This is a genomic window from Bacteroidales bacterium (genome assembly GCA_013314715.1).
In the GTDB taxonomy this organism is placed as follows: domain Bacteria; phylum Bacteroidota; class Bacteroidia; order Bacteroidales; family GWA2-32-17; genus Ch61.
In genome coordinates this window covers 19995-45275 of sequence record JABUFC010000022.1, presented here as the reverse complement: position 1 = coordinate 45275, position 25281 = coordinate 19995, and the positions used below count along the sequence as shown (strand labels likewise).

Annotated in this window: 16 protein-coding genes and 1 tRNA gene; 1 reads left to right on the top strand and 16 read right to left on the bottom strand. The window is 31.5% G+C overall.

Features of this window, described 5'->3' with window-relative positions; translation table 11 throughout:
• Positions 1–3 precede the first annotated feature (3 nt).
• Positions 4–75 (top strand) — tRNA-Arg (locus HPY79_06740).
• Here HPY79_06740 and HPY79_06735 read toward each other — a convergent pair.
• The 16 genes from HPY79_06735 to gyrA all read right to left on the bottom strand — a co-directional run bounded on the left by HPY79_06735 (position 73) and on the right by gyrA (position 25180).
• A complete protein-coding gene (locus HPY79_06735) occupies positions 73–480 on the bottom strand; it encodes a hydrolase (GenBank protein ID NSW45491.1) in 408 nt (135 codons plus the stop codon). The genes HPY79_06740 and HPY79_06735 overlap by 3 nt on opposite strands.
• Before the next feature lie 57 nt (positions 481–537).
• Positions 538–1542 (bottom strand): PorP/SprF family type IX secretion system membrane protein, encoded by a 1005-nt coding sequence (locus HPY79_06730; protein ID NSW45490.1) that lies wholly within the window; start codon positions 1540–1542, stop codon positions 538–540.
• Positions 1539–3113: a PD40 domain-containing protein gene (locus HPY79_06725; protein NSW45489.1), complete on the bottom strand. Its 1575-nt coding sequence runs from the start codon at positions 3111–3113 to the stop codon at positions 1539–1541. The genes HPY79_06730 and HPY79_06725 overlap by 4 nt, the downstream gene beginning before the upstream one ends.
• Before the next feature lie 138 nt (positions 3114–3251).
• Positions 3252–8165: a PKD domain-containing protein gene (locus HPY79_06720; protein ID NSW45488.1), complete on the bottom strand. Its 4914-nt coding sequence runs from the start codon at positions 8163–8165 to the stop codon at positions 3252–3254.
• 65 nt (positions 8166–8230) lie between these two features.
• Positions 8231–9202: a DUF4837 family protein gene (locus tag HPY79_06715; GenBank protein ID NSW45487.1), complete on the bottom strand. Its 972-nt coding sequence runs from the start codon at positions 9200–9202 to the stop codon at positions 8231–8233.
• 77 nt (positions 9203–9279) lie between these two features.
• A complete protein-coding gene (locus tag HPY79_06710; protein ID NSW45486.1) occupies positions 9280–12696 on the bottom strand; it encodes a hypothetical protein in 3417 nt (1138 codons plus the stop codon).
• A 163-nt stretch (positions 12697–12859) separates the two neighbouring features.
• Positions 12860–14317 carry an aminoacyl-histidine dipeptidase gene (locus tag HPY79_06705; protein ID NSW45485.1) on the bottom strand — a complete coding sequence of 486 codons (1458 nt, stop codon included), beginning with the start codon at positions 14315–14317 and terminating at the stop codon, positions 12860–12862.
• Positions 14318–14436: 119 nt separating this feature from the next.
• Positions 14437–15186, bottom strand: a complete 750-nt coding sequence (locus HPY79_06700; protein ID NSW45484.1) for a S1/P1 nuclease — start codon at positions 15184–15186, stop codon at positions 14437–14439.
• A 32-nt stretch (positions 15187–15218) separates the two neighbouring features.
• A complete protein-coding gene (locus HPY79_06695; protein NSW45483.1) occupies positions 15219–16112 on the bottom strand; it encodes a hypothetical protein in 894 nt (297 codons plus the stop codon).
• A gap of 3 nt (positions 16113–16115) precedes the next feature.
• Positions 16116–17051 carry a hydroxyacid dehydrogenase gene (locus HPY79_06690; GenBank protein ID NSW45482.1) on the bottom strand — a complete coding sequence of 312 codons (936 nt, stop codon included), beginning with the start codon at positions 17049–17051 and terminating at the stop codon, positions 16116–16118.
• Between the two features lie 34 nt (positions 17052–17085).
• Positions 17086–17625, bottom strand: a complete 540-nt coding sequence (locus HPY79_06685; protein NSW45481.1) for a ferredoxin — start codon at positions 17623–17625, stop codon at positions 17086–17088.
• Positions 17626–17722: 97 nt separating this feature from the next.
• Entirely contained in the window at positions 17723–18862 is a 1140-nt protein-coding gene (locus HPY79_06680) for a hypothetical protein (GenBank protein NSW45480.1), read from the bottom strand.
• Between the two features lie 7 nt (positions 18863–18869).
• Complete coding sequence (locus HPY79_06675) at positions 18870–20129, bottom strand: hypothetical protein (GenBank protein ID NSW45479.1); 1260 nt, start codon at positions 20127–20129, stop codon at positions 18870–18872.
• A 1-nt stretch (position 20130) separates the two neighbouring features.
• Entirely contained in the window at positions 20131–21255 is a 1125-nt protein-coding gene (locus tag HPY79_06670; GenBank protein NSW45478.1) for a hypothetical protein, read from the bottom strand.
• A gap of 50 nt (positions 21256–21305) precedes the next feature.
• Positions 21306–22574 carry a tetratricopeptide repeat protein gene (locus HPY79_06665; protein ID NSW45477.1) on the bottom strand — a complete coding sequence of 423 codons (1269 nt, stop codon included), beginning with the start codon at positions 22572–22574 and terminating at the stop codon, positions 21306–21308.
• Between the two features lie 14 nt (positions 22575–22588).
• Entirely contained in the window at positions 22589–25180 is a 2592-nt protein-coding gene (gyrA, locus tag HPY79_06660; GenBank protein NSW45476.1) for a DNA gyrase subunit A, read from the bottom strand.
• Between the last annotated feature and the right edge of the window lie 101 nt (positions 25181–25281).

Below are 25281 nucleotides of genomic sequence, written 5' to 3'. Positions count from 1 at the left end.
TTTGGCCCTATAGTTCAACGGATAGAACGGAAGTTTCCTAAACTTTAAATCCAGGTTCGATTCCTGGTAGGGCTACTTTCTAAAAAGCTTTGACCAAAATTTTTTTTTCGATTTTTTATAATTTTCTTCTAACTGTTCCATACTTTCATTTGTTAATATTTGCCATACTTTTCCCCATTCAATAAAGCCACCTAAATTTCTATCGTCGATATAAACATCTGCATTGATTTTACGAGGAAGATTATCTTGAGGCTTTTCTTCCGGAAAATTATTGTTTACTGCATAGAATTCTAAGCCACGTTGCTTGCAAAAGTTAACTGCTGCATCTAATTCTTTACCAGTTCTATAGGTCCAAAGAATAATTTGATGACCGCGTTTTTGTAATTGTTTCAGAGTTTCAATAGCAAACATTTTTTCTTCTCCTATTTGAGGATAAGCATTTTCTACAATGGTTCCATCAAAATCAACAGCTATTTTCATTTTCTTTTAATTTAAAAAATTAAGGTTCTCCATTAGTTCTTATCGGTATTTTATGTTTTAATATTTGGGACAAGGAATAATTACTTTTCGAGTTTTTTTGCGAATTCGCTGATCTTGATTGAATTCGTATACAAGCGAAAACTCATGTGAACCATATGTATTTGCAATTAATCGAGAAATAGTAATGTCATACGAATAGCCCAATTTTATATCTTTCCATATATAGCCAACTTGAATAACAATAGCATCGTTGTTTTGATAGCCCAATTTATAATGTTTAAAAATGGGTATACCTCTATACCATAATCCAAGTATAATAGGTGTTCTTGTCCAATAGGCACCTATATCTATTTGGTCGAATTTACCTTGCGAGCGGTAATGTATCCACGAATTTATACTTTCTTCATTGTAAACACTTGTTTTTCCATGTAAATAGAACTTATGTCCGCCAAAAAAGGAATATTTTGCTGGAATAGGGCTATAGGCATCAATAATGCTCTGATTGGGTTCTAGCATATGATCCCAAGTAAAACCTACCCAATTTGTTGAAGAATAAATCAAGATAGAACTTGCAAAATCGATATAACCGACTTGTTTAAGTGGTGGTACTTCGACCGATCCACCAGCAATTCCTGAAAGACTTAGTTGATCGTTAAATACCAGACGATTAAAATCGATGGTACGATTGGAACGATAAAAATGTATTGAAGGGCGTACTTGATAATTTCTAAAAGCACGAAACTGATAAGTATATTGAATCCCTATTTGCATACTTCCTAAATGTCCTTGACCTGCAACATCTTTCATTAATAATAATCCAACGCCACTGTTCAAAGAAGGTATAAAATGGTCTAACGATAGGGTAGTAGTAAAAAATGAACCTGGAATACCCGGCCATTGGTCGCGTATATTGGTTATAAGACGTGTGCCTTGAGTACTACCAGCATACGAAGGACTCAAATAGAGCGAATTGACGAAAAACTGTGAAAAATGAGGGTCTTGAGCCAATAATTTAAAATACAACCATATAAACAAATATGTTAATGCAATTCTTTTTTTCATTCTTTATTAATTGGTTTTAAAATAATGGTTTTAAATAAATCTTCGAATTGTAAACGTTCTTTTAAATCTATCTCTGTTGAAAAAGGATAATATTTATCGGCTTCTACAATCATTTTATATTTTTTACGAGGTAGAAGTACCAAAATATATTTACCATTGTTAGAAGTTCTATATATGCCTTGTAACTCTTTAGTGTCAAAGTCTATAATGGTAATTGTAGCTTTAAGAGATTTTATTTCTGGTTCTTGAGTCATAATGGTTCCTTTTAAAATCAGTCGATTGGTTTGTGGATCAATTATTTCACCTTTATAAATATCCATTGAACCATTACCATCATCACGGTTAGATGAAAAATATATGGTTTTGCCGTCGTATGTTGCAATAAAATACAAATCATCAAGTACTGAATTGATAGGGGTTCCCATATTTTCAGGTGCTGTCCAATTTCCGTTTTCGTCTTTTATTGAATAAAAAATATCAAAGCCACCCATATTTTTATGTCCTTGTGAGGAGAAATAAAGAGTAACACCGTCGGGATGAATAAAAGGCGATTCTTCATCGTAGGGGGTATTTATGACGGGGCCTAAATTCATGGGTTTACTCCATGAACTATCGGGCATGCGAGTAATACGATATATATCTTTGCCACCATAACCACCTTCGCGGTTACTTGCAAAATAAATGGTATTTAAATCGGGCGAAATACTGAGTGAAGTTACTACGCTTTGCTCGTCAATTATAGGGATATTTATTGGTATGGGTTCGGTCCATTTACCATCTTCAATTTTTGAGACTAGTATCATTCCCGATATTAAATTTGGAGAGGTGCGGAATATATATATTTGTTGTCCATCTTTCGATATAGAAACGGTGGCATCGTGTAATTCTGTATTTAAAGGGGCACCTATATTTTTTACATCGCCCCATTGACCATTTGTTTTTTGAGCATAATAAATATCTTCGTAATATTCATAATTAGCATCTAATTTATTACCTGTTGAACCTTTTCTACGACTTGTAAAGTATATTGTATTTTCATCGGGCGATAATAGAGGGCAGTACTCGGCAAAAGGAGTGTTTATACCATTATTCATATTGTTTACTGTTGCATTTGATTTTACTATTTGCATCTCTTTTGCATTGAGCGATTTTTGCATATAATATAAAATCTCTTCGCCGCTAATGTCTTTATTTTCAGCACTATTTCTGCATTCCTGATAGCATTCCAATGCTTTATCGAATTTTTGTTGAGCATGGTATAAACGACCTAAATAAAAATTAGCAGCAGGGTAAATATTTTTTACCTTATTAAAATAATAAAATGATTCCTGCGATTCGCGTCGAACTTTAAAAATACATACACCTAATTTAAAAATTACATCTTGATTGGTAGAATCCATTGCGTACAATTCGCTAAATAAAGGAAAAGCAGAAAAATAATTTTCATATAAAAATTCTTTATTTGCTTTTTCTAGTTTTGAATAATAGATTTTGTTATGTTTTTGTCCATTTATACTTAAATGAACAATTAAACATAAAACTAAACTTATTTTAAAAATAGTTATTTTCATGTGTAATTATTTTTTAATTTTTAAATTAAGGTCACATGGAATACGCCATTCGAATAAAGAGCAAGGCTTATTTGTGAGTGATAATTTCATTTTCGGTTTGTGTGAATTTGTTCTCATGGCTATTTCATATATTATTTTTTATCTTAATAAAGTTACATCTCCTGCTTTAAAAAACGATTGTCCATTAATAAATTTTCCTTTAACTTTCCAAACATAAACATCTTGTTTACAAAGTTCGTTTCTATAATAACCATCCCAACCAATATTTGGGTCGGTACTTTCAAAAATTAATTCTCCCCAACGGTTAAAAATACTTAGTTGATATTGTTCTACTCCAACAAACACCGGATGAAAAACATCATTATTTAAATCGTTAGGATTATATTTACCGCCATTAGGACCGTTTGGATTAGGAGTAAATGCACTTGGAAATTCTATTTTACCTGCCGATTTGGCTACAACTGCTCTGTATATAGTAAAAGTGTCGGGACATTGATAAGCATTATTAGCAATAAGAGTAATATTATATTCTCCTTCGTTTGAATAGTAATGTTTGGGGCTTTCGTCAGTAGAAAAGGTATTATCTCCAAAATTCCAGTAATAAGTTTGAGCATTTTGTGAAAGATTAAAGCATTGAACTGCTTGCTCTGGAATAAAAACAACCGAAGGACTTACGGTGAAATAAGCAGTAGCATTCGGAAATACATCAATGCTTCCGGCATTATAGGTGTCTTGTCCACCTGGTCCAGTGGCAATAAGTGTTACCACATAGCTGCCACTTGTCGAATAAGTGTATATAGGGTTTATTTCGTTTGAACTGTTACCATCGCCAAAATCCCATACATAACTGGTTGCATATAAGCTTTGATTGGTAAAATTGACAGTAAGTGGTAAACACCCTGAAGCATAGCTAGGTTCATAATGTGCAATAGGGGCAGGTGGAATAATTTGAATATGTTGAATTACAGTGTCACTACAATGGTTCGAATAGGCTATTAAATGTATTGTATAATCGCCCCAATTCGGAAACGTATGTTGTTGGGGTTCTATAAATGTAGATGTCGTTCCATCGCCAAAAGTCCATATATATTGCCACATACCTTGAGTTGTATTATCTATTAATACTGTTGTATTTGGGAAATGAAAAATACTAGAGTCTAATGTAAACGAAGCTATGGGGACTGCATAAACAATAATATTTTTAGAATAGGTTTGAGAACATCCATAAGCAGAAGTTGCTGTCAGTTGAATAGGATAGGTAATATCGTTTGAAGTATTATTTATAAAAGTATGGTTGGGTTCAAACATATTAGAAGTACTACCATCACCAAAATTCCATAAATACGATATAGCGTTGAGTGAATGATTATTAAAATGAATGTTTACAGGACTACAACCTGTACTATCGTTAGTAAATTGAGCTACTACTCTAGGATATACTGTGATGGATAATTGAGTACTGTCTTTGCATGCATAGTTATTTTGTACAATTAAATTACACTGATATGTAACCGGGTTGTTAGTAATATTGTCGTAAGTATGATGAATAATACTATTGGTATTGGTCGAACTTGTATTGTCGCCAAATTGATATAAGAATGAAGTTGCCCCCGAAGAACTGTTTGTAAATTGAGCTTGATAAGGAGCGCAACCCGAAGCATGGTCAATGGTCAACTGAGCAATAGGTGATGGATATACTGTAATAGTTGTTTGTGCAGTATCTTTACATCCATAAGTGGATGTAACAATTAGACTAACGGTATAATTTTGTTGCGAAGAAGTTTGATTGATGTATGTATGAGAAGGATTTTGAGATGTTGAAGTATTGCCATCACCAAAATTCCATAAGTAAGTACAATTCGAAGTAGTGTTGTTGATAAAATTGATGTTTAAAGGGCTACAACCATTGGTTGGTGAATTAAATTGTGATAAAACACTAGGATAAACATTGATAGGCAATGTAAAACTATCTTTACAGCCAAAAGCATTGATTGCAACAAGCGAAACTACAAACTGTTTTATTGAATTGGTAGAATTTGTATATGTATGTTGAATAGATGACGCATTATTGATTTCATCACTTCCATCGCCCCAATACCAGTGAGATTGTACGTTCCCTTGCGATAAATTATTAAAATTATATAAGGCAGGACTACACATGTCGATGGCTTGTGATGTAGCGTTAGCAATAGGTTTAGGTGAAATGGTTATTGATGTCATAACAGTATCGCTACATCCGAAATAGTTAGTTGCTATAAGTTGAACCTGAAAAATTTGAGCATTTTGAGTAGTATTTACGTATTGATGTTGAATAATATTATTGCCTTGAATGTTGGTTCCATCGCCAAAGCTCCATAAGTATTCTTGAGCACCGGGTTCAGTCTGAAAATCAATTAAAGCAGGCGAGCAACTTTCGGTGGGTTGAGCTATAATATTGTAGTTGGGGTCAGGGTATACTGTAACATATTGAATAGCAGTATCGGTACAACCAAATAGGTTAGTAGAAATAAGTTTTACTGCAAAATATTGAATTAAGTTGGTGTTGTTTATAAATGTGTGATTAGGGTTAAAAGCATTCGATTGTTGACCATCGCCAAAATCCCATAAGTAGCTCACAGTTCCTATTGAAGTATTATTAAACTGAACATTAACAGGGCTACATTGAGGACTAGCATTGTGAGAAAATTGAGAAACGGGTAGGGGGTGTACTATTAATGAGCTCATAACGGTATCTTTACATCCATATTGAGATGTTGCAATAAGTTGCACTGAGTAACTAACATCGTTATTGGTTGTATTATAAAAAGTATGTGATGGGTTTTCGATATTGGAAGTGGTATTATCAGAAAAATACCATTCATAGTTGACTCCAAATTGTGATGTGTTTTGAAATTGAATGTTGAAAGGACTACAACCATCAGGATTATTGGGTATAAATGAAGCTATTGGTACTACATCGAAATTAATGATTACCGTATCGCTGTCCGTACAACTAGCACCTGCATTTTCTAACCATTGAAATGTATAGCTTCCGTAATTGTCTGCCGTAATAGTTGTATTAGGATTATGAATATCGGCAAATGTAATATTTCCAGCACCACTAATTAAGGTCCATGTTCCAGTTCCTAAACTAGGCGTTGCATTTAACTGAGTCGTTTTACCACACAAACTATCGTCTATACCTGCATTGGCTATGGGTGTTTGAATAAAGTTGATAATAACTGTATCTTTTGACGTGCAACCAAAACCATAAACTTCTTGCCATTGAAAAGTATAAGTACCAAATTGTGTAACACTTACCTGACTTGAAGGTAATGAGATATCCGAAAAAACAGCACTTCCTGGTCCATTTATGATTGACCAAGTGCCAGTTCCTATACTTGGAATTGCTTGTAAATTATAATTTTTACCACAAATACTATCATTAATACCAGCATTTGCATGAGGGACATCCGAAACTTGTATGGTAATATTATCAGAGCCATTACAACCTAAATTATCTTGCACAAAATAATGTAGGGTATAAGTTCCAGGTTGTTGAGCAATAAAAATGGGATTTACGATATTGTTATTAGACAAAAGAGTATCGGCTCCAGTCCATTGATGAATAATATAATTGCCGGTACCACCACCAGGATTACCGTTGAGCGGCATAGGCATGCCTGCGCATGCATGGGCTGGGTCTGGAGAAATGTTAGCTGTAACCGATGCTACATGTATGGTAACATTTTGTTGACGCCAACAACCGTTTTCATCGGTTACTCTATAGGTTAGATTATAGGTACCTGCATTATTTGTTACAAAGTAAGGATTGGGAATATTAGTTGCACTTAAATAAGTAGTTTGACCACTCCATAAATGACCTATAATTGCACCACTTCCAGGAGTTGGATTGGCATTTAAAAATAATGTATCTCCTGGACAGACCGTTAAATTAGTTCCAGGCTGCATATTTATATTAGGTCTTGCATATACAGTTATTTGAACATTATCGGTTCCTGTACAGCCATTTGCATCGGTAACAGAGTAGGTAATGGTATGAGTTCCAGGTCCAGCAGTCGAAGGGTTAAAGGTACCAGCAGTAGCATTAGTAATACCTGAACCAGACCAGATTCCGCCTGGAGTAGCAGCATTCAAATTAACAGATCCATCGTTAACGCAAAATGGTCCAGCGGGTTGTATAGTAGCATCTGGATAAGGTACGATTAAAATAATAGCCGTTGTTGTAATAGGTGGATAATCGCCATTTATAGGATCGGCTGGTGGTCCTGGAATATTTGGGTCATCGTATGGATTACAATAATTCCAGTTGCGTAATGTAACTTCGAAAAATTGTCCTACTAATGCTGTGTTGGGGGCATATACAGGTAAACTAGTATTGTTAGGTGGTTGTGGACCGTATACAGGTCCTATTGCAGGTACAATAGCTCCATAATAGGGATATGTTTGAGCAACACCATTAACCAAAACCCCATTAATAGTGTAGTTTGTTCCGTATATCCATTGAGTCCAACGAGTTGGGTCGTTGGGATTATCGTTTTCGACTGGAGGAACACAATTCCATAAACTCACATCTTGAAAGCTAACGGTACCATCGTTGCCAACACATATAGGAAAAATTTGAGGATTTATTTCTAAATGTCCGCCATTATAATTATCGGTATCCCAAACGGTAACATTTTGTTGTTGAACACTACTGGTACATATAACTCCATTTACTCTTAAAGTTGCTTCTGGACGATAATTGCAACTTGGACCACCTTGTGGATATACATGAACAACAGTTGCTTTCCATTCTTTTAATGCAACATTGGTATTGGTAGCTGCAACAATTTGAACAGGATTACCATCGTCCCAATTAAATACTATTTCAACAGGTGTTCCACCATTATTAACGCCTCTATAGGTAACTTCCCAAGTTACTGTAACAGGGGCACATAATTTATCTGGAAGCATATCGTTTGCTTTAGAGGTTATGTTGCAATCTTGTGCATAAGAATTTAAAATAGAAACTAATAATAAATAAATGAATATAAAAAGCTTTCGCTGCATGTTTTTTTTATTTTTTTACGAAAAATAAAATCGTTATGTTTTAAATATGAGAAGCATTTTATTAACTATATTTGACTAATAGAATATAATATTGCTTCCATTTGCCATATATATGTTTTTTTATCATCTTTGGGAGCATATACATAGCCTTCAATAATTACAAGTTTTTTATTTTTTATAACGGTTGATAAGTTTATAAATGGTCCTCCCATAAAGTCGTTTTCAATTTTCCAAAGACCTCTAATTTCGTAATAGAAATTGTTATTTAAGTAAAAGCGTTTTTCTGTTGGTGTATAATTATGTTCGGTTGTCATATAAGTTCCAGCGAGTGGTCCAGGTATGTATTTTTTTAAAATAGAATCGCGTAATGCTAATAGTTTAGTTGTGTTAAAAATTGCAGTATCGGTATAAGGAAAATCGTATATAAATAAACCCTGACTCATATAGGGAGTTTCTGACGATATCCACATAAAATTGTTAGTATCAAGATTGAGTCTATAACCTGTTGGAATTATCAAATCGATACCATATTTTTTTTGAATGGGTGCTATAAGGCTTTTTTCTCTGAATTTAGTATAAACTTGTTTTAAACGTAATCGTTCTTCATTTAATATGATTTCTTTTATCTTATCAGCATTTAAGTTTATGAGTTTAGACATAGTAGGTATATCTTTAGCTACTAATTCTATAATAAGTTGTGGTTTTGCCCAACGATCTCGTCCAATGCGTATTAAAGCACTATCGGAGTTAGGGTTAAAACTAATTTTAATAATGTTTCTGTTTAACTGAAAAATATCGCTAAAATTTGCTAATGGAACAGGATATAAAGAAAAAGTACTTTCGTCTTGTGGTAGAGCAGGGTAATCGTCCATAAGTTTTGACTTTAGTGCTTCGCCTACACTACTATTCCAAACATTTTTTTCTATAACAACAATTACTTCGCCTGCTTTGCCACCTGCATTGGGTAACAGGTCTTTTTTATTTCCACATGCATAAAATAATGCACTGATTAACAAAATTATAGATATTATTTTCATAATCATTATTTATGAAGCGAATGTAATGAAAAAAGATAAGGCAAAAAAATATAAAAATAAAGGGAATAGTGAAAAAATTAAAACCAAGCTCTTAATTCAACATTGCCAGTATGTATCATTTTGTTCGATTCAGAGTCTCTACCTTGATATGAAACCAGCATTTGTAAAGTGGATGATATGTTTCGTTGTAATTGAATGCTGTATATTTGATTCCAGCCAGGTTGTAAACCTTCTAATAATTCATAAGCGATGGAAGTATTTAAGTTTCCGTAATATTTGTTTTTTACTAATTCAATTTTTATTGATAGAAAATTATCAGTATTTATGTTTTTTCGCATTTCGATGCCAAACGATTGCATCGTAGTGGTTTCGTTTCCAATCGTATTATTTTTTTCTGTTTGTTTAATAATAGAACTAAGCCTGAAATCTTTATTTGATTGATAAGCGATACTGCTCTCAATGCTAAAAAAATGAATATTAAAATTTTTAGAGTTAAAATATGCCGATGTAAATATTTTTTGTCCTTTTGTAGGGTTAATAAAAACTGTAAATAATGTATTAATATTCCATCGAAAACTTAAAGTGTAATTGGTAAGTTGTCTCTTATCTATACCATTTATTAGTAATTGGGAATTGTTAGATTGTTGAAAAATAAAATCTATACCCCAATGATTATTTGTTTTATTTATCGAAAATGTATTTCGAATTAAATGATTTAAAAGTAGTTGCATACTATCATTTTGATTAAAAGGAATAATACGATAAAATAAATTGTTGGATTGAGTTTTTAAATCTTGTTGAAAAACAGTTTGGTTGGCTATTGAAGCAAATATTTTTTTAAGTCCTTGAGGTTGCTGAAAAAATAATTCTGGTCTTAAATTCAGTGTTTGACTTAATCGACTTCCATATACTTTAATGTATTCTGTAGTTGGCGAAGTAATGCGTATAAATGTAGCCTGATCGCTAAATTGCGCAATTTCAAATTCGTTTAACTCTTTTATTCCATTTTGATTATAATCTATCCATGTGTAAATACCTTTGCCAGGCGGAACTTCTAAGTAGGTATATGAAAGTTTAGGCTCTAAACCGGCATTGCTTTCGTGCATGGTGCTTAGGCTTATTGCATTTTTTGCAAATCTTATTCCTAAATCAATATGCGAAGTTAAATTACTTTCGATTGGTTTTATGCTATCGTAATAAGATGTTAATTGTCTATATGTTAAGATGGTATTAACGGTCCAATGCTTTTGGTTAGGTATATGGACTTCGATAGCACTTTCTCTACTAAAAAATTGGGTTGTTAAACGATTATTTAATGGCAATAAGTCGGTTCTTTCTCCATATCTTATCAATCCCCAAATTTGGTTGGTATCAGAAATTCCGAAATAACTATTCCATCGGTAAAACTGAAATGATGATGTTAATAAACTATCGGTATTATTTTTTTTCCATTGATTTTGCTCTAATTCTCCGTCGGCACCTAGTTTAAAAAGGCTAAAATATCTTTCGTTAATGGTTTTATATTTTAAAAATGAAGTATTTACACTTTGTTGTTTGGTATTCAGATAACTTATCTTGTGTTGAAATAACCAATTTGAGGGCTTAATTTCGAAATTTGCATATTCTTTATATGCTTTAAAAATATTGCTTGCTTGAAGATAATCGCTCCCAATGTTTGCATGGATAATATTTTTAAAATGATATTGATTTTCAATTCCGGCTGCCTTTTCTTCGACTGTATTGTTTTGTACAAAGTTCCAATCTCTTTCAAATTCTACAGATTTATAACGCTCAGGTGCTTGGAAATATTCGCTTATCCATTGTACATATGGTTTAATATAAAACTGATGTTTACTGCTATCGTTTTTATGTAAAGATTGCCAAAACGAGGTTTTAATTGCAAAACCCTGATTTAAATTATTGTCAATAGAAGAAAATAAATTTTTATCGAAATCAGATATTGCAGCTTCAACAAGGAATAACGATTTATTGAATAATTTAAATTGATAGCTACCAGCAAATATGGTCTTTTTGATAGGGGCAATGAGTTTTCTAACGGGTTCGAAATCGCCTTGCTTAATACCATTTATAGGAGCAACCCACTTATATACACGACCATTTGCTTGGCTTGAAGCTTGAACATAATTTCCATTGCCTTTACCTACAAAAGTAAAACCTACATTAAAATGAGCTAAACTATCGGTTGAATAAACAAATATACTATCGTATAAAACTCCATTAACTAAAGTATCTTGTAAACGGTAATATATAGTATTTGAATTTAATACGCTATCATAATGAACATATGGCACAACTGCTTTCCATTCATTGTTTCCTGCAAAACTAAGTACTTTTTTTTCTTCGTCGCTTAGTGATTGTTGAAGGGGTTGGTTTTTAGCATCAAATTCATGAAATATTTGAAACTGAAAAAATGATTTTTGTTTTTTAAAACTAACTTTATTGTATGTTAAAAAACGTGCATAGTTTCTATCACTATATTCAAATTCAACCGCAATGCGACTATCTTTGTTGATGGGATTTTTAGCTGTAAAAGTTAGCTCAGCTGTATTGTAATCTATTATATAATCATTGTTTTCGCCTCTAACAAGTAATTTTCCATCAATATAAACATGTTCAGTGCCTGCTATTATAACAATATAGGGTTCCTGGTTAACACCCGATAATTTATAGGGTCCTTGAATGCCTTCTTTGCCATTAAATACCATACGGTTATATTTACCTTTACTAACAGAATTGCTGGTTTGAAGTAAAAACGAGCCATCATTATTTTTGAAAGAATATTCAATCCCTTGGGCTTTACGCGAAAATGGCATAAAAGTATTTTCTTTGTTTATTAAATCATAGTCACCCAAAATAATTTGATTCTTTTTATTAAATATTTGTATAAAAATTTTATCAAAATCGTTTATTTGTTGTGTATTCCCACTTGGCTGAAAGGGAACTTGTTGGTCTGTTAGAGCTGCTATAATTTGAAAATCTTTACCAAGTTTGCCCGATAATTGTAAATTTAGGCTTGAAGTAACTGAAGCATTTTGATTATTACCTATGCTTATACCTCGTGAAATACTTCCACGTTTTATTAATTCGTCGTTATTAAATGGATTAGAAATATTATCTGAGTATGATATTTTCTCAATTTCTCTCCAATTTATAGTATCCTTTAAAATAATTTGCTTTGATTTATGAAAATAATGAAAAGGCAACTGCGAAGACAGGTGGCTATATTTTAAAATAATACTGTCGCTATTGTTTTTTAGGCGAATAGCTGCTCTAATAAAATTTACTTCATATTGTTTATTCGATAATTTTTGACCTTTAACATCGAAGACTTGAAAGTTAAAAGGTGAAATAGGAATAGAATCAAAAACTATAAAATTAGTATCTACTTTTAAAAGTATAGTTTTATTATTTTGTGCCCATAATATGTTTAAAGTTAATAGTAAGGTAAATAGTATTAATAATTTGTTATACAATAATATATATATGTATTTTAACAATATTTTTAAAGTTAAATGCAAATTATATCTATGAGTTGATGTATGTTTAACGCAAAAATATAAGTTTTATGCATGTAAATAGAAAAAAAGACGCAAAGAAAATGCTTTGCGTCTTTTAAATATAATTTATTAAAAAAAATTATTTTGTTGGGGCATTTTTAAGTAATTCGACTAAAAAGTCCCAAAATTTTTGAACCGTAGGTATATGTACTTCTTCATCGGGTGAATGAGGGTAACGAATGGTAGGTCCAAACGATATCATATCGAGATGTGGATAAACGCCTGCTAATAATCCGCATTCAAGACCAGCATGGATAGCTTTAATTTCGGGTATTTTGCCAAATTTTTTATTATAAACTTCGCGAGCTTCTTTTAGTATAGCAGAATTCATGTTTGGTTTCCATCCGGGATAGCCACCCGTGAATTCAACTTTTGCCCCTGTTGGTAAAAATGCACTTTCGATGGCTTCTGATAGGTCTTTTTTGGCACTATCGACAGAGCTTCTTAGTAGACATGAAACTTGAATGGTGTCATTGTTCATTTTTACGCTAGCTAAGTTATTTGATGTTTCAACCAGTCCAGGAATAGCATCGCTCATGCGAACAACACCATTGGGGCACGCATAAATACCGTGAATTAAATTTATTTGGGTAAATTTATCTATGACTTTTTCTGGTTTTGTAGTCTTTTCAGCTACAAACTTCAAATCGGGCTCAGTATTAGCATATTCATTGCGATAAATGGATTCAAATTCTTTAACAGCACTCATTAAATCTTGTTCGAGCTCTTGAGGAACTGTAATAGTAACAAATGATTCACGAGGGATAGCATTTCTTAAACTTCCTCCATCAATATGAGCTATGCGTGCGTGCAATTTTTTATTAGCATATTTTAAAAAACGGTTCATTAATTTATTGGCGTTACCTCTTCCTAAAATAATTTCCATTCCAGAATGTCCGCCCTTTAAGCCGGTTAAAGATAATTTAAAAGCTACTGAATTAAGAGGAACATCTTCTTTTTTATATGTATATGTAATGTTGGCATCCATTCCACCTGCACAACCCACATATATTTCGCCTTCATCTTCGGAATCGAGGTTTAATAGTATTTCGCCATCTAATAAACCTGGTTTTAAGCCAAATGCACCGGTCATTCCTGTTTCTTCATCAATGGTAAATAGTGCTTCAATTGGACCATGTTGCAAATCTTTCGATTGCAATACAGCCATAGCAGCGGCAACGCCAATGCCGTTATCAGCACCCAGGGTAGTACCATTTGCCTTTACTTTATCTCCATGAATAACTGGTTCGATGGGGTCTTTTTCGAAATCGTGCTGTTTATCATTATTTTTTTGAGGAACCATATCGAGGTGACCTTGTAAAATAATGCCTTTGCGATTTTCGTAACCAGGAGTAGCTGGTTTTTTAATAATTACATTGCCAACTTCATCTACAATTGTTTTTAAGCCTAAATCTTCACCAAATTGCTTCATGAAAGCAATTATTCTTTGTTCTTTTTTTGATGGATGAGGAATTGAACATATTTTTTCAAAATTTTCCCAAATAATTTTAGGTTCTAAATGACTTAATTTTCCCATATATTTAAGTTTAAATTTTTCGTTGCATAAAGATACTAATTTATTTAATTAATTTTCATTGATTATGTTTTTTTTTAAAATTTGATTTTTGCGGATTATTAAAATAATTCAAGCAATTTTTAACTAAAAATCGTATTTAATATTATTGCTAATCGAATACCTGCTAATGCAAGTTGATGTTGAATGATTGATTTGCTTTTGTTTATGTATGAGTAATTTATAGGATTAGTAAAATGGTAAACAAAATTTAAAAGTTTGCGGGTTTGTATCATCCAATGCATTAAATTAATATCACTTTTTTTTAGAGATAGAGCATACTTTTTTTTATTAGTTAATGTGTTAACTAATTCAAAACTTATATTGGTTTGTTCAATTATATCAGCATCCCAAATTGCATGTAAGTTCGAATGCTTTCCTAAAAAGTCAATTTTAACATCGTTTCCACCTCTATCAATTCCATATCCAACATGTAAAGGCTGGTGAAAATCACCTATTAAATGAAACAATATTTTTAGGTTGTAAGTAATTTGTTTTTTTGTTAGTATGTTTTTATTTTTTAGGCGGTTTATTGTAAGCTGTAATTGAACATATATATTATCTGCACCTGTTTTTATGCTATCATACGGCATATTTTGTTCGATATTTATGTAATGCCAGTTTTTTAGAAAGGCATATTCTGGTATTCTTCTAATATTGTCCATCCAAGTTGAAGCATTTTCCCAAGTTATATCATCTAAATATTTATTAACTGAATCTTGAATGTTCTTATTGATATGTTTTTTAGCTATTTGAACAATAATGTGATGTCCTTTTTCGCCCCATCCAAATGAAATGTAGGGAAAGATGGTTAAATAAAAAAGAATTTTCAAAAATTTTATTTTTGGGGATAAAAGTAAATACATTAGTTTATATCAGAATTGAATTGGTTTATTATTTTTTTATTATGCCTTATTATGAAACGCAATAGCGTTTTAAAGAAAACATGAGGGTATTTTAGTAAAACCATAGCAGAGTACAGATTAGTTAATTTAATTTTGTAATTTATTAGTTGTAAACCTTTTACATGAATAAAACTTACATTATATTTTTTTAATAAGGAGGCGTAAAAAGAATTTGCAATAGTTTTATTTTTTGCAATCTTATGTCTTCTCCATTCTTCGTTTACCCAATGAATAGCATAATAATGTTCTGGGATATCCCACTGGTTAACTAAATATTTTTTTATTATTAACCATTTGTCAGGATTAGTAAACGAACGAATATAAGATTCTAAATTAAGTTCAACAATGTTTCTATTTAAAATTTCGATTGGCCGATTCCAATTTCGATTGTGCTCGTCAATTAAAAATAATGCATCTTTATAGCAATTTTGCATTAATTCACTTTTGGGAGGGCATTTAATAATATTGCCTACCACTTTTAATTCATGATGCGAACGAAAAACATATGGTTCTTTAATATCAAATGGTTTTAAGCAGGTTACATCCATATCAACCCACCATCCGCCATATTGATAGAGTAGGGCATATCGAAACAAATCTGAAAAACCAGCATAACTACCTTTTCCATGTCCATATTGATTAGCAAACTTGTATTTAAAAACTTTTGAGTAAGGAATAATTTCATTGGCATCTTTTAATATTACTTTTTGAGGTAGGGGAGTTTCTATTGATTCATAAATCCATAAATAGAATTTGTGGCCATTAGCAATAAACGAATAAATTGTTAAAAGCTCTAGTGGGCTTAATTCTTTTCCGATCCATAAGCTATGTATTATTTGATTATCGGGGTGCATTATTTATTGATTAAAGTGCATTAAAATTTTATCGGCAAGTATTTCAGCTAATTTTATTTTTGATTCGTATGTCCAACCAGCTATATGAGGAGTTAATATTACATTTTCAAAACTTGCTAAGCGATAAAAATCTTCTGGAAATTGTTTGAGCTTTTCAAACGAGTGTTCTTCATATTCAATAACATCTAAAGCAGCGCCCAAAACTTTTCCTTCATCGAGTGCATGAATCAAATCAATTGTTTTAACGACAGGACCTCGTGCTGTATTAATTAAATAAAAGGGTTTTGCACAAGCATCAATGAATGGTTTATTTATCATATAATAGGTTTCATCTGTTAATGGAACATGTAAACTTATAATATCACTTTGGTTTTGTAATTGTTCTAAAGTAACTTCTTTAACCCATTCATTTTCGAAATTATATTTATATTTATCGTAAGCAATAATGTTAACTTCAAACCCTTTTAGTTTATTAGCAAACGAACTCCCCATATTGCCATAGCCTATGATTCCAATAGTTTTGCCTTTAATTTCGATGCCTCTGTTTTCTTCACGTTGCCAGATACCTTGTTTTACTTGTGTATTAGCAAGGTATAGCTTATTTAACAAACTTAAAAGCATACCTATGGCATGTTCACCAACGGCATCACGATTCCCTTCGGGCGAATTAAAGCAAGCAATACCTAATTTTTTAGCTGTTTCGGTATCTATACTTTCCATACCAGCACCGACACGTCCAATAAATTTTAATTTTTTTGCACACGACAATAAGGTTTTATCTACTTTTATTTTACTTCGAATAATAATTCCGTCGTATTGATGAATAATAGATATGGTTTTTTCATAGTTTATATCGGGAAAATAATCGCATTGCCATCCGGCTTGTTCAAATTTTTGTTTTAAAATTTTGTGTGTCGAATCGACAAAGAGTATTTTCATTTAAGAATAAAGTTATTTAAAGACTTATATTATGTTAAATAGGTTTTCGATCGAAAAATGGATTTTTACCAGAAGCAGAAAGTGGTATGCCAAAAGCCATTTTTATATCTGTAGGAAAATAATTTAATTCTAATGCAGCTTTTCCAATTGAAAACATTACCCGATTATCGATACGATTATCGGCAGCAATTGATACAGCTGAACCAATAGCAATACCTAAATCGTGTACATTATATACACATGGATGATTGGCATGTTTTTCTTTTTCATTACAGGTGTTAAAACCACACCATCCACAGTTTTTTAAACCAAGCGATTTATATGGAGTTCCTAAAATAATTATTGCCGATGATTGTTCTAAATTTATTGCATCGCGTTCAAAAAATGCTATTTGATCGCGTTGGGCTATAAATTTCATATGCGCAGCAAGCTTTGTAATTTCTTCGCCTGTTAGCAAAAAAATACAAACATTATCTGTACCTCTTGCTTTAGGTGCAGTTCTTGCTGCTAGCATCATTTTTTTTGCAATTTCTATTATGGAATTTTCTTTAATATCTTCAAATGCTAATACCATATTTTTTTTTGAGGTAAAAATAATGAATGTTTTAATAACTAAGTGTAGAATTTGATAAATTTAAATGTCCTATAATTTACATTATGTTAAATAGGTTTTATTCTTTGATAAACAAGTATTTTTGTTTTAGTTGGTTCATCGCTTCTTTTCGTTGTAGATATTTATTAGCTAAATAAAGACATTGAATAACATTTTGAGATGATGTTGATTGCATGATGGCTTTTTCAAGATAATAAACAGCATATTTCATACTTTCAATATGTATATCTTTTAGTTTTCTATAAGGTTCGATATTTTGCTCACTAATAGAAATTATTCGTTTTGCTTCTTGAAGATATTTAATACCTTTATTATAATATATAATTCCTATTTGTGTTAAGGCAAAAGTGTCGTGAGGATATTCAGATAAAATTGTTTGGTATTGTTGTATTGCAGCATTTGTGTCGTTGCAAATATAGTTCATGTTGGCGACTTCTTTTTTAATTTCGATATTGGGGTTTGAATACCATTGTAGTTGTTTATTATATTTATAAAAATCAGTACAATTCATATCTTTTTCTAAAATTAAAATATAAAGTAAATGAATGTTTTCATTAAGTTCGATATGTTGTAATAGTGCTTTATCAAAGAGTTGTTTAAATTGTGATTTTTTTTCTTTGTTGAAGTAATAATTTAATAATATTTCATATACGATTGAATTAGCATTATTGTTTTGTATTAAAATAGAAAAGCATTGTTGCATTAATTCATTGTCATTAGCATTATATGCGGCTAAACCTGTATAAAAAAATAAATTATCGTCATACTCGTTTGCTAATTGTTTTATTTGTAATGTTTTATGAAACCAATTTTTTGCATTATCGAATTGTTCAAGATTCATATATATTGCAGCTTTACGGTAGAAAGGAATCGATAATTGTTGAGAAAAAGTTTTTAATTTTTCAGACTCATGGTTGCTTAGATTGTGTTTTTGAATATTAAAAAGCGATTGGTAAGCTTTATTTAAGATGTTTTCGGAGGTGTCTTTATTACTAGAGTATAAATAAAGAATAGCCTCTATATGTTTAAAGTATAATGAATTAATGTTTGGATTTGAAGCAATACCCTCCTCTACTATTTTTAAAGCTTTTAAATAATTACCCGCTTTTATAAGCTCGTTATATTCTTGTTCGATATTCTGAGCTCCTGCAGAAAAACAAAAAACTGATAAGTATAAGGTTAATCGGAAAAAAAACACAATTCAATTATTTATATAGTTCTTGTTCAATAGCTTCAGCTTTTACTTTTTCGTTTAATGATGTGTAAGCCTTTAGAAGCATATTAAGTACATTTTTATTTTTGGGATCGAGTTCACGTGCTTTTTCTAAATATGGTACCGACTTTTTGAATAAAAACTCGTATTCTGTAGTATTAGATTCAGTTCTTTGTTTAAAAGCAATGACACCAGCGTTGTAGTATATTACACCAAGATTATAATTGGTATTAAATAATACTTTATTATCGTTGGGATTAAGTTGTAATATTTTTTCGAAATAATTAATAGCTTTGGTTTTATATTGTTCGGCAGTACTTTGATATCCTTTTCTGTTATATTCTTTAGCAATATTATTGTATGCTTGTCCAAGAACAAACATCATTTTTACATCGGGATTGGGATTATTGGCTACAATTTTTTCAATAAGTTCTGCCATTTCGCTCATTTTTTTCATTTTATTAAATAAATCAATAGCTGCCATAATAACATCGGGGTTTTCAGGATATACTTCAAGACCTTTCTCGGCTACTCCACGTGCGGCTATGGTGTCTTTTTGGTTTAATAGCAATTCCATGTAATAAATATAGGCTAAAGGGTTTCCAACTTGACGAGCTTGTGCTGGCGGTACGTTTAATAAAACAATTTTATCGAAATATTTTTTGGCTTTATCATATTGATTGCACTTTTGAGCAGAATATCCCATATACATATGTATATTATTTAATGAAACTTTATTGTAGTCGAGTAAATTGGTTACAATTACCTGATCGCTTCCTAAGACATCAATGCATTCTAAAAATTTTTCGAAATTTAAAAGTGCGTCAGAAAAATTAGCATCTTTTTTGTTTTCTACACCATCGTTGTAGAGTGTAATTGCTTTATTATAAAAAAGTGTACTAAGGTCGAATAACAAGTTAATTCTATCCGATTCAAATTTTTTCTTATTATCCAACTCTTTCGATTTTTTTACTGCTTCTAAAGCTTCAAATTCAGCATTGGGAGCTAATTTTTTAAAAACCTGACTTTTAGCTAATTCATTATAAACATATGCTTTTAAATACCAATTTTCGGCGTTTTGGCTACCTGTTGCATCGGCGCATAGTTTGTCAACTTGAGCTTTAGCTTTATCGAGTTTACCTTCTATTTGTTGAATAAAATTTTCTCCTCTGCTTGTGTTTGTTTTATTTTGAGCAAATATGCTATTAAAAAATAGCATAATACTTATTATTGTTGCAAAATATTTTATCATATTAAAAAGATTTAAGCCATTCGTTTACTTGGTTTAATTTATCGGTTTGATTAGTTAAAGTGTAGATGGTTTTTAGCATTTTTAAAATGATTTCTTCGCGTTGAAAATTATTATTATATGTTTCTAAATAACTTTGAGCTTTTGTATAAATTTCTATTGCTTGATTTTGTTCAGTTTTATTCATTGCTTTTTTTATGATCGTTGTTGCTCTATTGTAATACATGGCACCTAAGTTATATAATGCATCTTGATAAATTGGATTTATTTCCAAGGCTTTTAAGTACATTTTTTCTGCTTCTTGCTCATTATTTGTTTGTTCAAGCAAGCTTCCTTTTATAAAATAAAGACTAGCATTGTTTTTATCAATTTTTAATGCTTCTTCGGTATATGTGTAGGCCTCATTAAGGTTGTTCGTTTTTAAATAAAAATTGATTAGCTCATTTAAAAATTTTATTTTTTCGTCAGGAAAAAGACTTATGCCTTGTTTAAAGGTTTCGATACCTTTAGTTTCTAGTTTATTTTCACAATATATTTTTCCAAGTTCTAAATAAATATTAGCACCTCCAAATTTAAATTGTTTTAATTTTTCGTATAGGTCAATGGCTATATTAATTTTATTACATTTTTCGGCGGCTAATGCAGCATTGTAATAGATAATTGTATCAATTTTATTGATTGCTGGCATTTTGCTTATAGAAATGGCATTTTCAAAATAATGAAGGGCTTTTTCGTATTGTTGTTGATTAAATAAATGGGCACCTTCGTAGTTAAATTGAGTGGCAATACTTTGCAGGGCTTCTAAAGCTTCTTTATTATATTTTTTATTTTTATCGAGTTCTAAGGTTTTGATAAAAGCATTATATGCAATTTCTAACGCATCAGGGGCTAAATTTTGAATTTGTTTGTCAGATGACGCAAATAATGCTAAATAAATTTGTCCTCGATAAAACCATATGAATGCATCATTTGAAGCGTTAGTTTGTTCTATTGCTTTATCGGATAAAGATTTTGCTTTTATTGCATCGCCCGATTTAAGGACATTTAGCAAATCATTTTCTGTTATATTTTGGCTATTTACAGAAAACGAAATTAAAGTTAATAATATGTAAATATAAATTTGTTTCATTTTTAAGCAAAGTTACAAAAAAAGGGGATTTATATCCCCTTTTTCTTAATTTATTTTTTGGCTTCTTCTAATTTCTTTTTCATTGTTTCGTATTTATCTAAAATTTGTAAACGGTAGTAACCATTTTTTAGCGATTCCATAGTAGGTAAGTCTTTAGGATTTAATTCATGTGCTTTTTCCAAATAAGGCAATGCAAGTTTCATTTTTTCATCACCTTTAGCCTTTAATGCTTGATATTTTTTATTATCGGGTTCATTATTAGCTTGATTATAAAAATCTGCTGCTTGGTTAAAATACAGTGCGCCCAAATTATATTGATAATCGAAGTTATCGGGTTTTATTTGTATAGCTTTTGTATAGCATTCAATGGCTTTGTCGTAATTTTTATCGTTAGAATCGTAAATAGTTCCTAAGGCAAAGTGGTAAGTTGGGTTATTGGGGTCGTTTTTGATAGCAATTTCCAAATAATTTTTGGCTTCTGTAACTTGTTTTGTTGATAAATAATGATTAATAAGTTCAACTACTAAAACGGTATTGTCGTTAGGGTATTTTTCAATACCTTTTTTCAAGGTTTCAATAAATTTAGCAGTATCTCCTTTTAAACGATAAACATCGGCTAAGTAGTAATAGTTATTTGCTTTTTCTTTTTTATCAGCTCCATAGCTTAGTTTGATGCAAGTTTCAAACATTTCTTTAGCTTCGTCGAATTTTTTAGCTTTATGAGCTGCTAAGCCAGCATAATAAATAACAGGTGTATCTATTTTTCCCGACATACCTGATACAAATAAAGAGTTTTTGAAATATTTCAATGCTTTTTCATAATCTTTAGTATTTTGATATGCATCAATTCCTTTGTTTACAAATATATTTGCCAAGGTTGGATATTGATTCATAATTATATCCATTGTAATTTCTTGGTCGGTATATTTGGTTTTTTGATCCATTAAAGCTTTGAAGAAATTCAATAAGTCTTCTTGTTTATTTTCAATATCTAATGTTTGCAATGAAGGATCTAAAAAGTTAAATAATAAGGCTTTTTTATATGCTTCAAACGATTTGTCAACTGCTTCTTTGTCTAGGTTGTTAAATTCTTTTTTTAAATGAATTCCTTCATAAATAAGTCCTCTATAATACCATACTCGTGGGTCTTTAGAGTTTTTATCGCAAGTAATGCAAAAATCGCTCATTTCTTTAGCTTTATCTAGTTCGCCGTATTTATAATAATTGTATGAGCTTACACGGCAAGAACTACACGATTGTGCTATTATGTATCCAGCACTAAGCGTTAAAACTGATACTAAAACAATTAATTTTTTCATAAGTATTAATTTATTTAATTTTCGTTATTTTCTTCATTATCTTGTTCATTATCATCATTAACTTCATTTAAATCTTCTTCATCATCGATGATGGTTTCTAATTCGGTATAATCATCAATTACCTTGCCATTTTCAGTATTATCCATTGTTTCTTCTTCGCCATTATTTTCGATATAAGTAATCGATGCTATTTCGTCTCCTTCGCGGAGGTTGATTAAACGTACGCCTTGGGTTGTACGTCCCAATAAGCGAAGATTTTTTACTGCTAAACGAATAGCAGTACCGTTTTTGGTAATTATCATGAGATGGTCGGTATCTATAACGCCTTTTACTGAAAATAGTTTACCTGTTTTTTCGGTAATGTTCATTGTCTTAACACCCTTACCACCTCTATTGGTAATAGGATATTCGGTAATTTTGGAGCGTTTTCCATACCCATTTTCAGATACAACTAGTATATCTTCGCCATCGTTTTCTACGCATACCATACCAACTACACCTCCATGAACAGGATCAACTAAAGTAATTCCTTTTACACCGGCAGCATTGCGTCCCATTGGACGTACTTTACTCTCATGGAAACGAACTGCACGTCCACCTCTATTAGCAAGTAAAATGTGATGGTTGCCATTAGTAAGTTTAGCTTCTAATAATTCGTCTCCTTCGTGAATATTGATGGCAATAATTCCACTAGAACGCGGACGAGAGTATGCTTCGAGGGTCGTTTTTTTAATGATTCCTTTTTTAGTACATAGTACAATATAATGACTTTTTAAATATTCTTCGTTATCGATGTGTTCGACATGAACATAGGCTTTTATTTTATCACCTTGTTCAATATTGAGTATGTTTTGAATAGCACGTCCTCTTGAAGATTTACTTCCTTCTGGTATTTCGTATACTTTAAGCCAGTAACACCTACCACGTTCGGTAAATAATAATAATGTATTGTGCATGCGAGCTACATAAACATGTTCGATGTAATCTTCATCGCGTATATCGGTTGCTTTTGAACCGACGCCTCCCCTATTTTGAACTTTATATTCACTGAGCAAAGTGCGTTTAATATATCCTAAATGCGAAATAGTTATAACCATTTCGTCATTAGCGTAAAAGTCTTCGGGATCGAATTCGTCGGCATTGTATTCGATGGTTGTGCGACGCTCGTCACCATATTTTTCTTTTAAAGATATTAGTTCATCTTTTATTATTTGCATTCTTAGGTTTTCGTCGGAAAGAATTTCTTTTAAGCGTTTGATAAGTTCAATCAGTTCGTTGTATTCATTTTGTAGTTTTTCACGTTCTAAACCTGTTAATGTTTGTAATCGCATTGCAAGAATAGCTTTAGCTTGTTCTTCCGACAAACCAAAGTTTTCCATTAATCCTTCTTTTGCAATATCAACAGTTTTGGATGAACGAATTAAAGTAATTACTTCATCGATATGGTCGAGGGCAATAAGTAAGCCTTCTAAAATATGAGCTCTTTGTTCGGCTTGTCTTAATTCAAATTGGGTTCTTCTGATAACAATTTGATGGCGATGATCAACAAAATATTTTATTAATTCTAAAATATTTAGTAGTCGAGGACGTCCGTTAACTAAGCAAATATTATTTACATTGAAAGAGCTTTGTAAAGCGGTATATTTATAAAGACTATTAAGTACAACGTTGGCATTTGCATCGCGTTTAACATCAATAACAATACGCATTCCATTTCGATCGGATTCATCAGCGATGTTCGAAATACCTTCAATCTTTTTATCTATAACTAATTCGGCAATTTTTTTTATGAGCTCAGCTTTATTAACTTGGTATGGTATTTCGTGAATTATAATAACTTCATGATTATCTTCAACTTCAATGCTAGCTTTAGCACGTACAACAATACGACCTTTCCCGGTAGTTAATGCATCTTTTACTCCTTGATAGCCATAAATAATACCACCGGTAGGAAAATCGGGAGCTGATATATATTTAGTAATTTCGTCAATACTAATATTTTTGTTGTCTATATATGCTACAATTGCATTTACCACTTCAGTTAGGTTATGTGGAGCCATATTCGTGGCCATACCTACAGCAATACCCGACGCACCATTAATGAGTAAAAATGGAAGTTTCCCAGGTAAAACGGTAGGTTCCTGTAGGGTATCATCAAAATTGTTTCTAAAATCTACAGTATCTTTGTCTAAATCAGCGAGCATTTCTTCGGCAAGTCGATTAAGGCGAGCTTCGGTATAACGCATGGCTGCAGGAGGGTCGCCATCTATAGAGCCAAAATTTCCTTGCCCATCAATAAGTGGATATCGTAATGACCAATCTTGTGCCATTCGCACCATGGCTTCGTAAACCGATGAGTCGCCATGTGGATGAAACTTACCCAACACTTCGCCGACTATTCTTGCAGATTTTTTATATGGCTTATTTGAAGTATTACCCAATTCGTACATCCCGAATAAAACTCTGCGATGCACAGGTTTTAAACCGTCTCTTACATCGGGTAGTGCTCGCGATACAATAACCGACATTGAATAGTCAATATACGATTCTTGCATCTGTTGTTCGATGTTTACCTTAATAATATTTTCGCCCTCAAAAGTTTCCATTTGTCTATGTATCAAATAAATATGTTAGTATATATGCTTTATTTTTTAGAAACGCTAAGATAGTATTTTAAAATGGTTAATAAAAATAAAAAACTCATTTT

Bases quoted from the DNA above. Each gene is read 5' to 3' on its own strand.
- HPY79_06675 (NSW45479.1), bottom strand. From the start codon at position 20,129: ATGATAAAATATTTTGCAACAATAATAAGTATTATGCTATTTTTTAAT.
- HPY79_06715 (NSW45487.1), bottom strand. From the start codon at position 9,202: ATGAAAATAATATCTATAATTTTGTTAATCAGTGCATTATTTTATGCA.
- HPY79_06690 (NSW45482.1), bottom strand. From the start codon at position 17,051: ATGAAAATACTCTTTGTCGATTCGACACACAAAATTTTAAAACAAAAA.
- HPY79_06670 (NSW45478.1), bottom strand. From the start codon at position 21,255: ATGAAACAAATTTATATTTACATATTATTAACTTTAATTTCGTTTTCT.
- HPY79_06725 (NSW45489.1), bottom strand. From the start codon at position 3,113: ATGAAAATAACTATTTTTAAAATAAGTTTAGTTTTATGTTTAATTGTT.
- HPY79_06720 (NSW45488.1), bottom strand. From the start codon at position 8,165: ATGCAGCGAAAGCTTTTTATATTCATTTATTTATTATTAGTTTCTATT.
- HPY79_06705 (NSW45485.1), bottom strand. From the start codon at position 14,317: ATGGGAAAATTAAGTCATTTAGAACCTAAAATTATTTGGGAAAATTTT.
- HPY79_06665 (NSW45477.1), bottom strand. From the start codon at position 22,574: ATGAAAAAATTAATTGTTTTAGTATCAGTTTTAACGCTTAGTGCTGGA.
- HPY79_06685 (NSW45481.1), bottom strand. From the start codon at position 17,625: ATGGTATTAGCATTTGAAGATATTAAAGAAAATTCCATAATAGAAATT.
- HPY79_06735 (NSW45491.1), bottom strand. From the start codon at position 480: ATGAAAATAGCTGTTGATTTTGATGGAACCATTGTAGAAAATGCTTAT.
- HPY79_06695 (NSW45483.1), bottom strand. From the start codon at position 16,112: ATGCACCCCGATAATCAAATAATACATAGCTTATGGATCGGAAAAGAA.
- HPY79_06730 (NSW45490.1), bottom strand. From the start codon at position 1,542: ATGAAAAAAAGAATTGCATTAACATATTTGTTTATATGGTTGTATTTT.
- gyrA (NSW45476.1), bottom strand. From the start codon at position 25,180: ATGGAAACTTTTGAGGGCGAAAATATTATTAAGGTAAACATCGAACAA.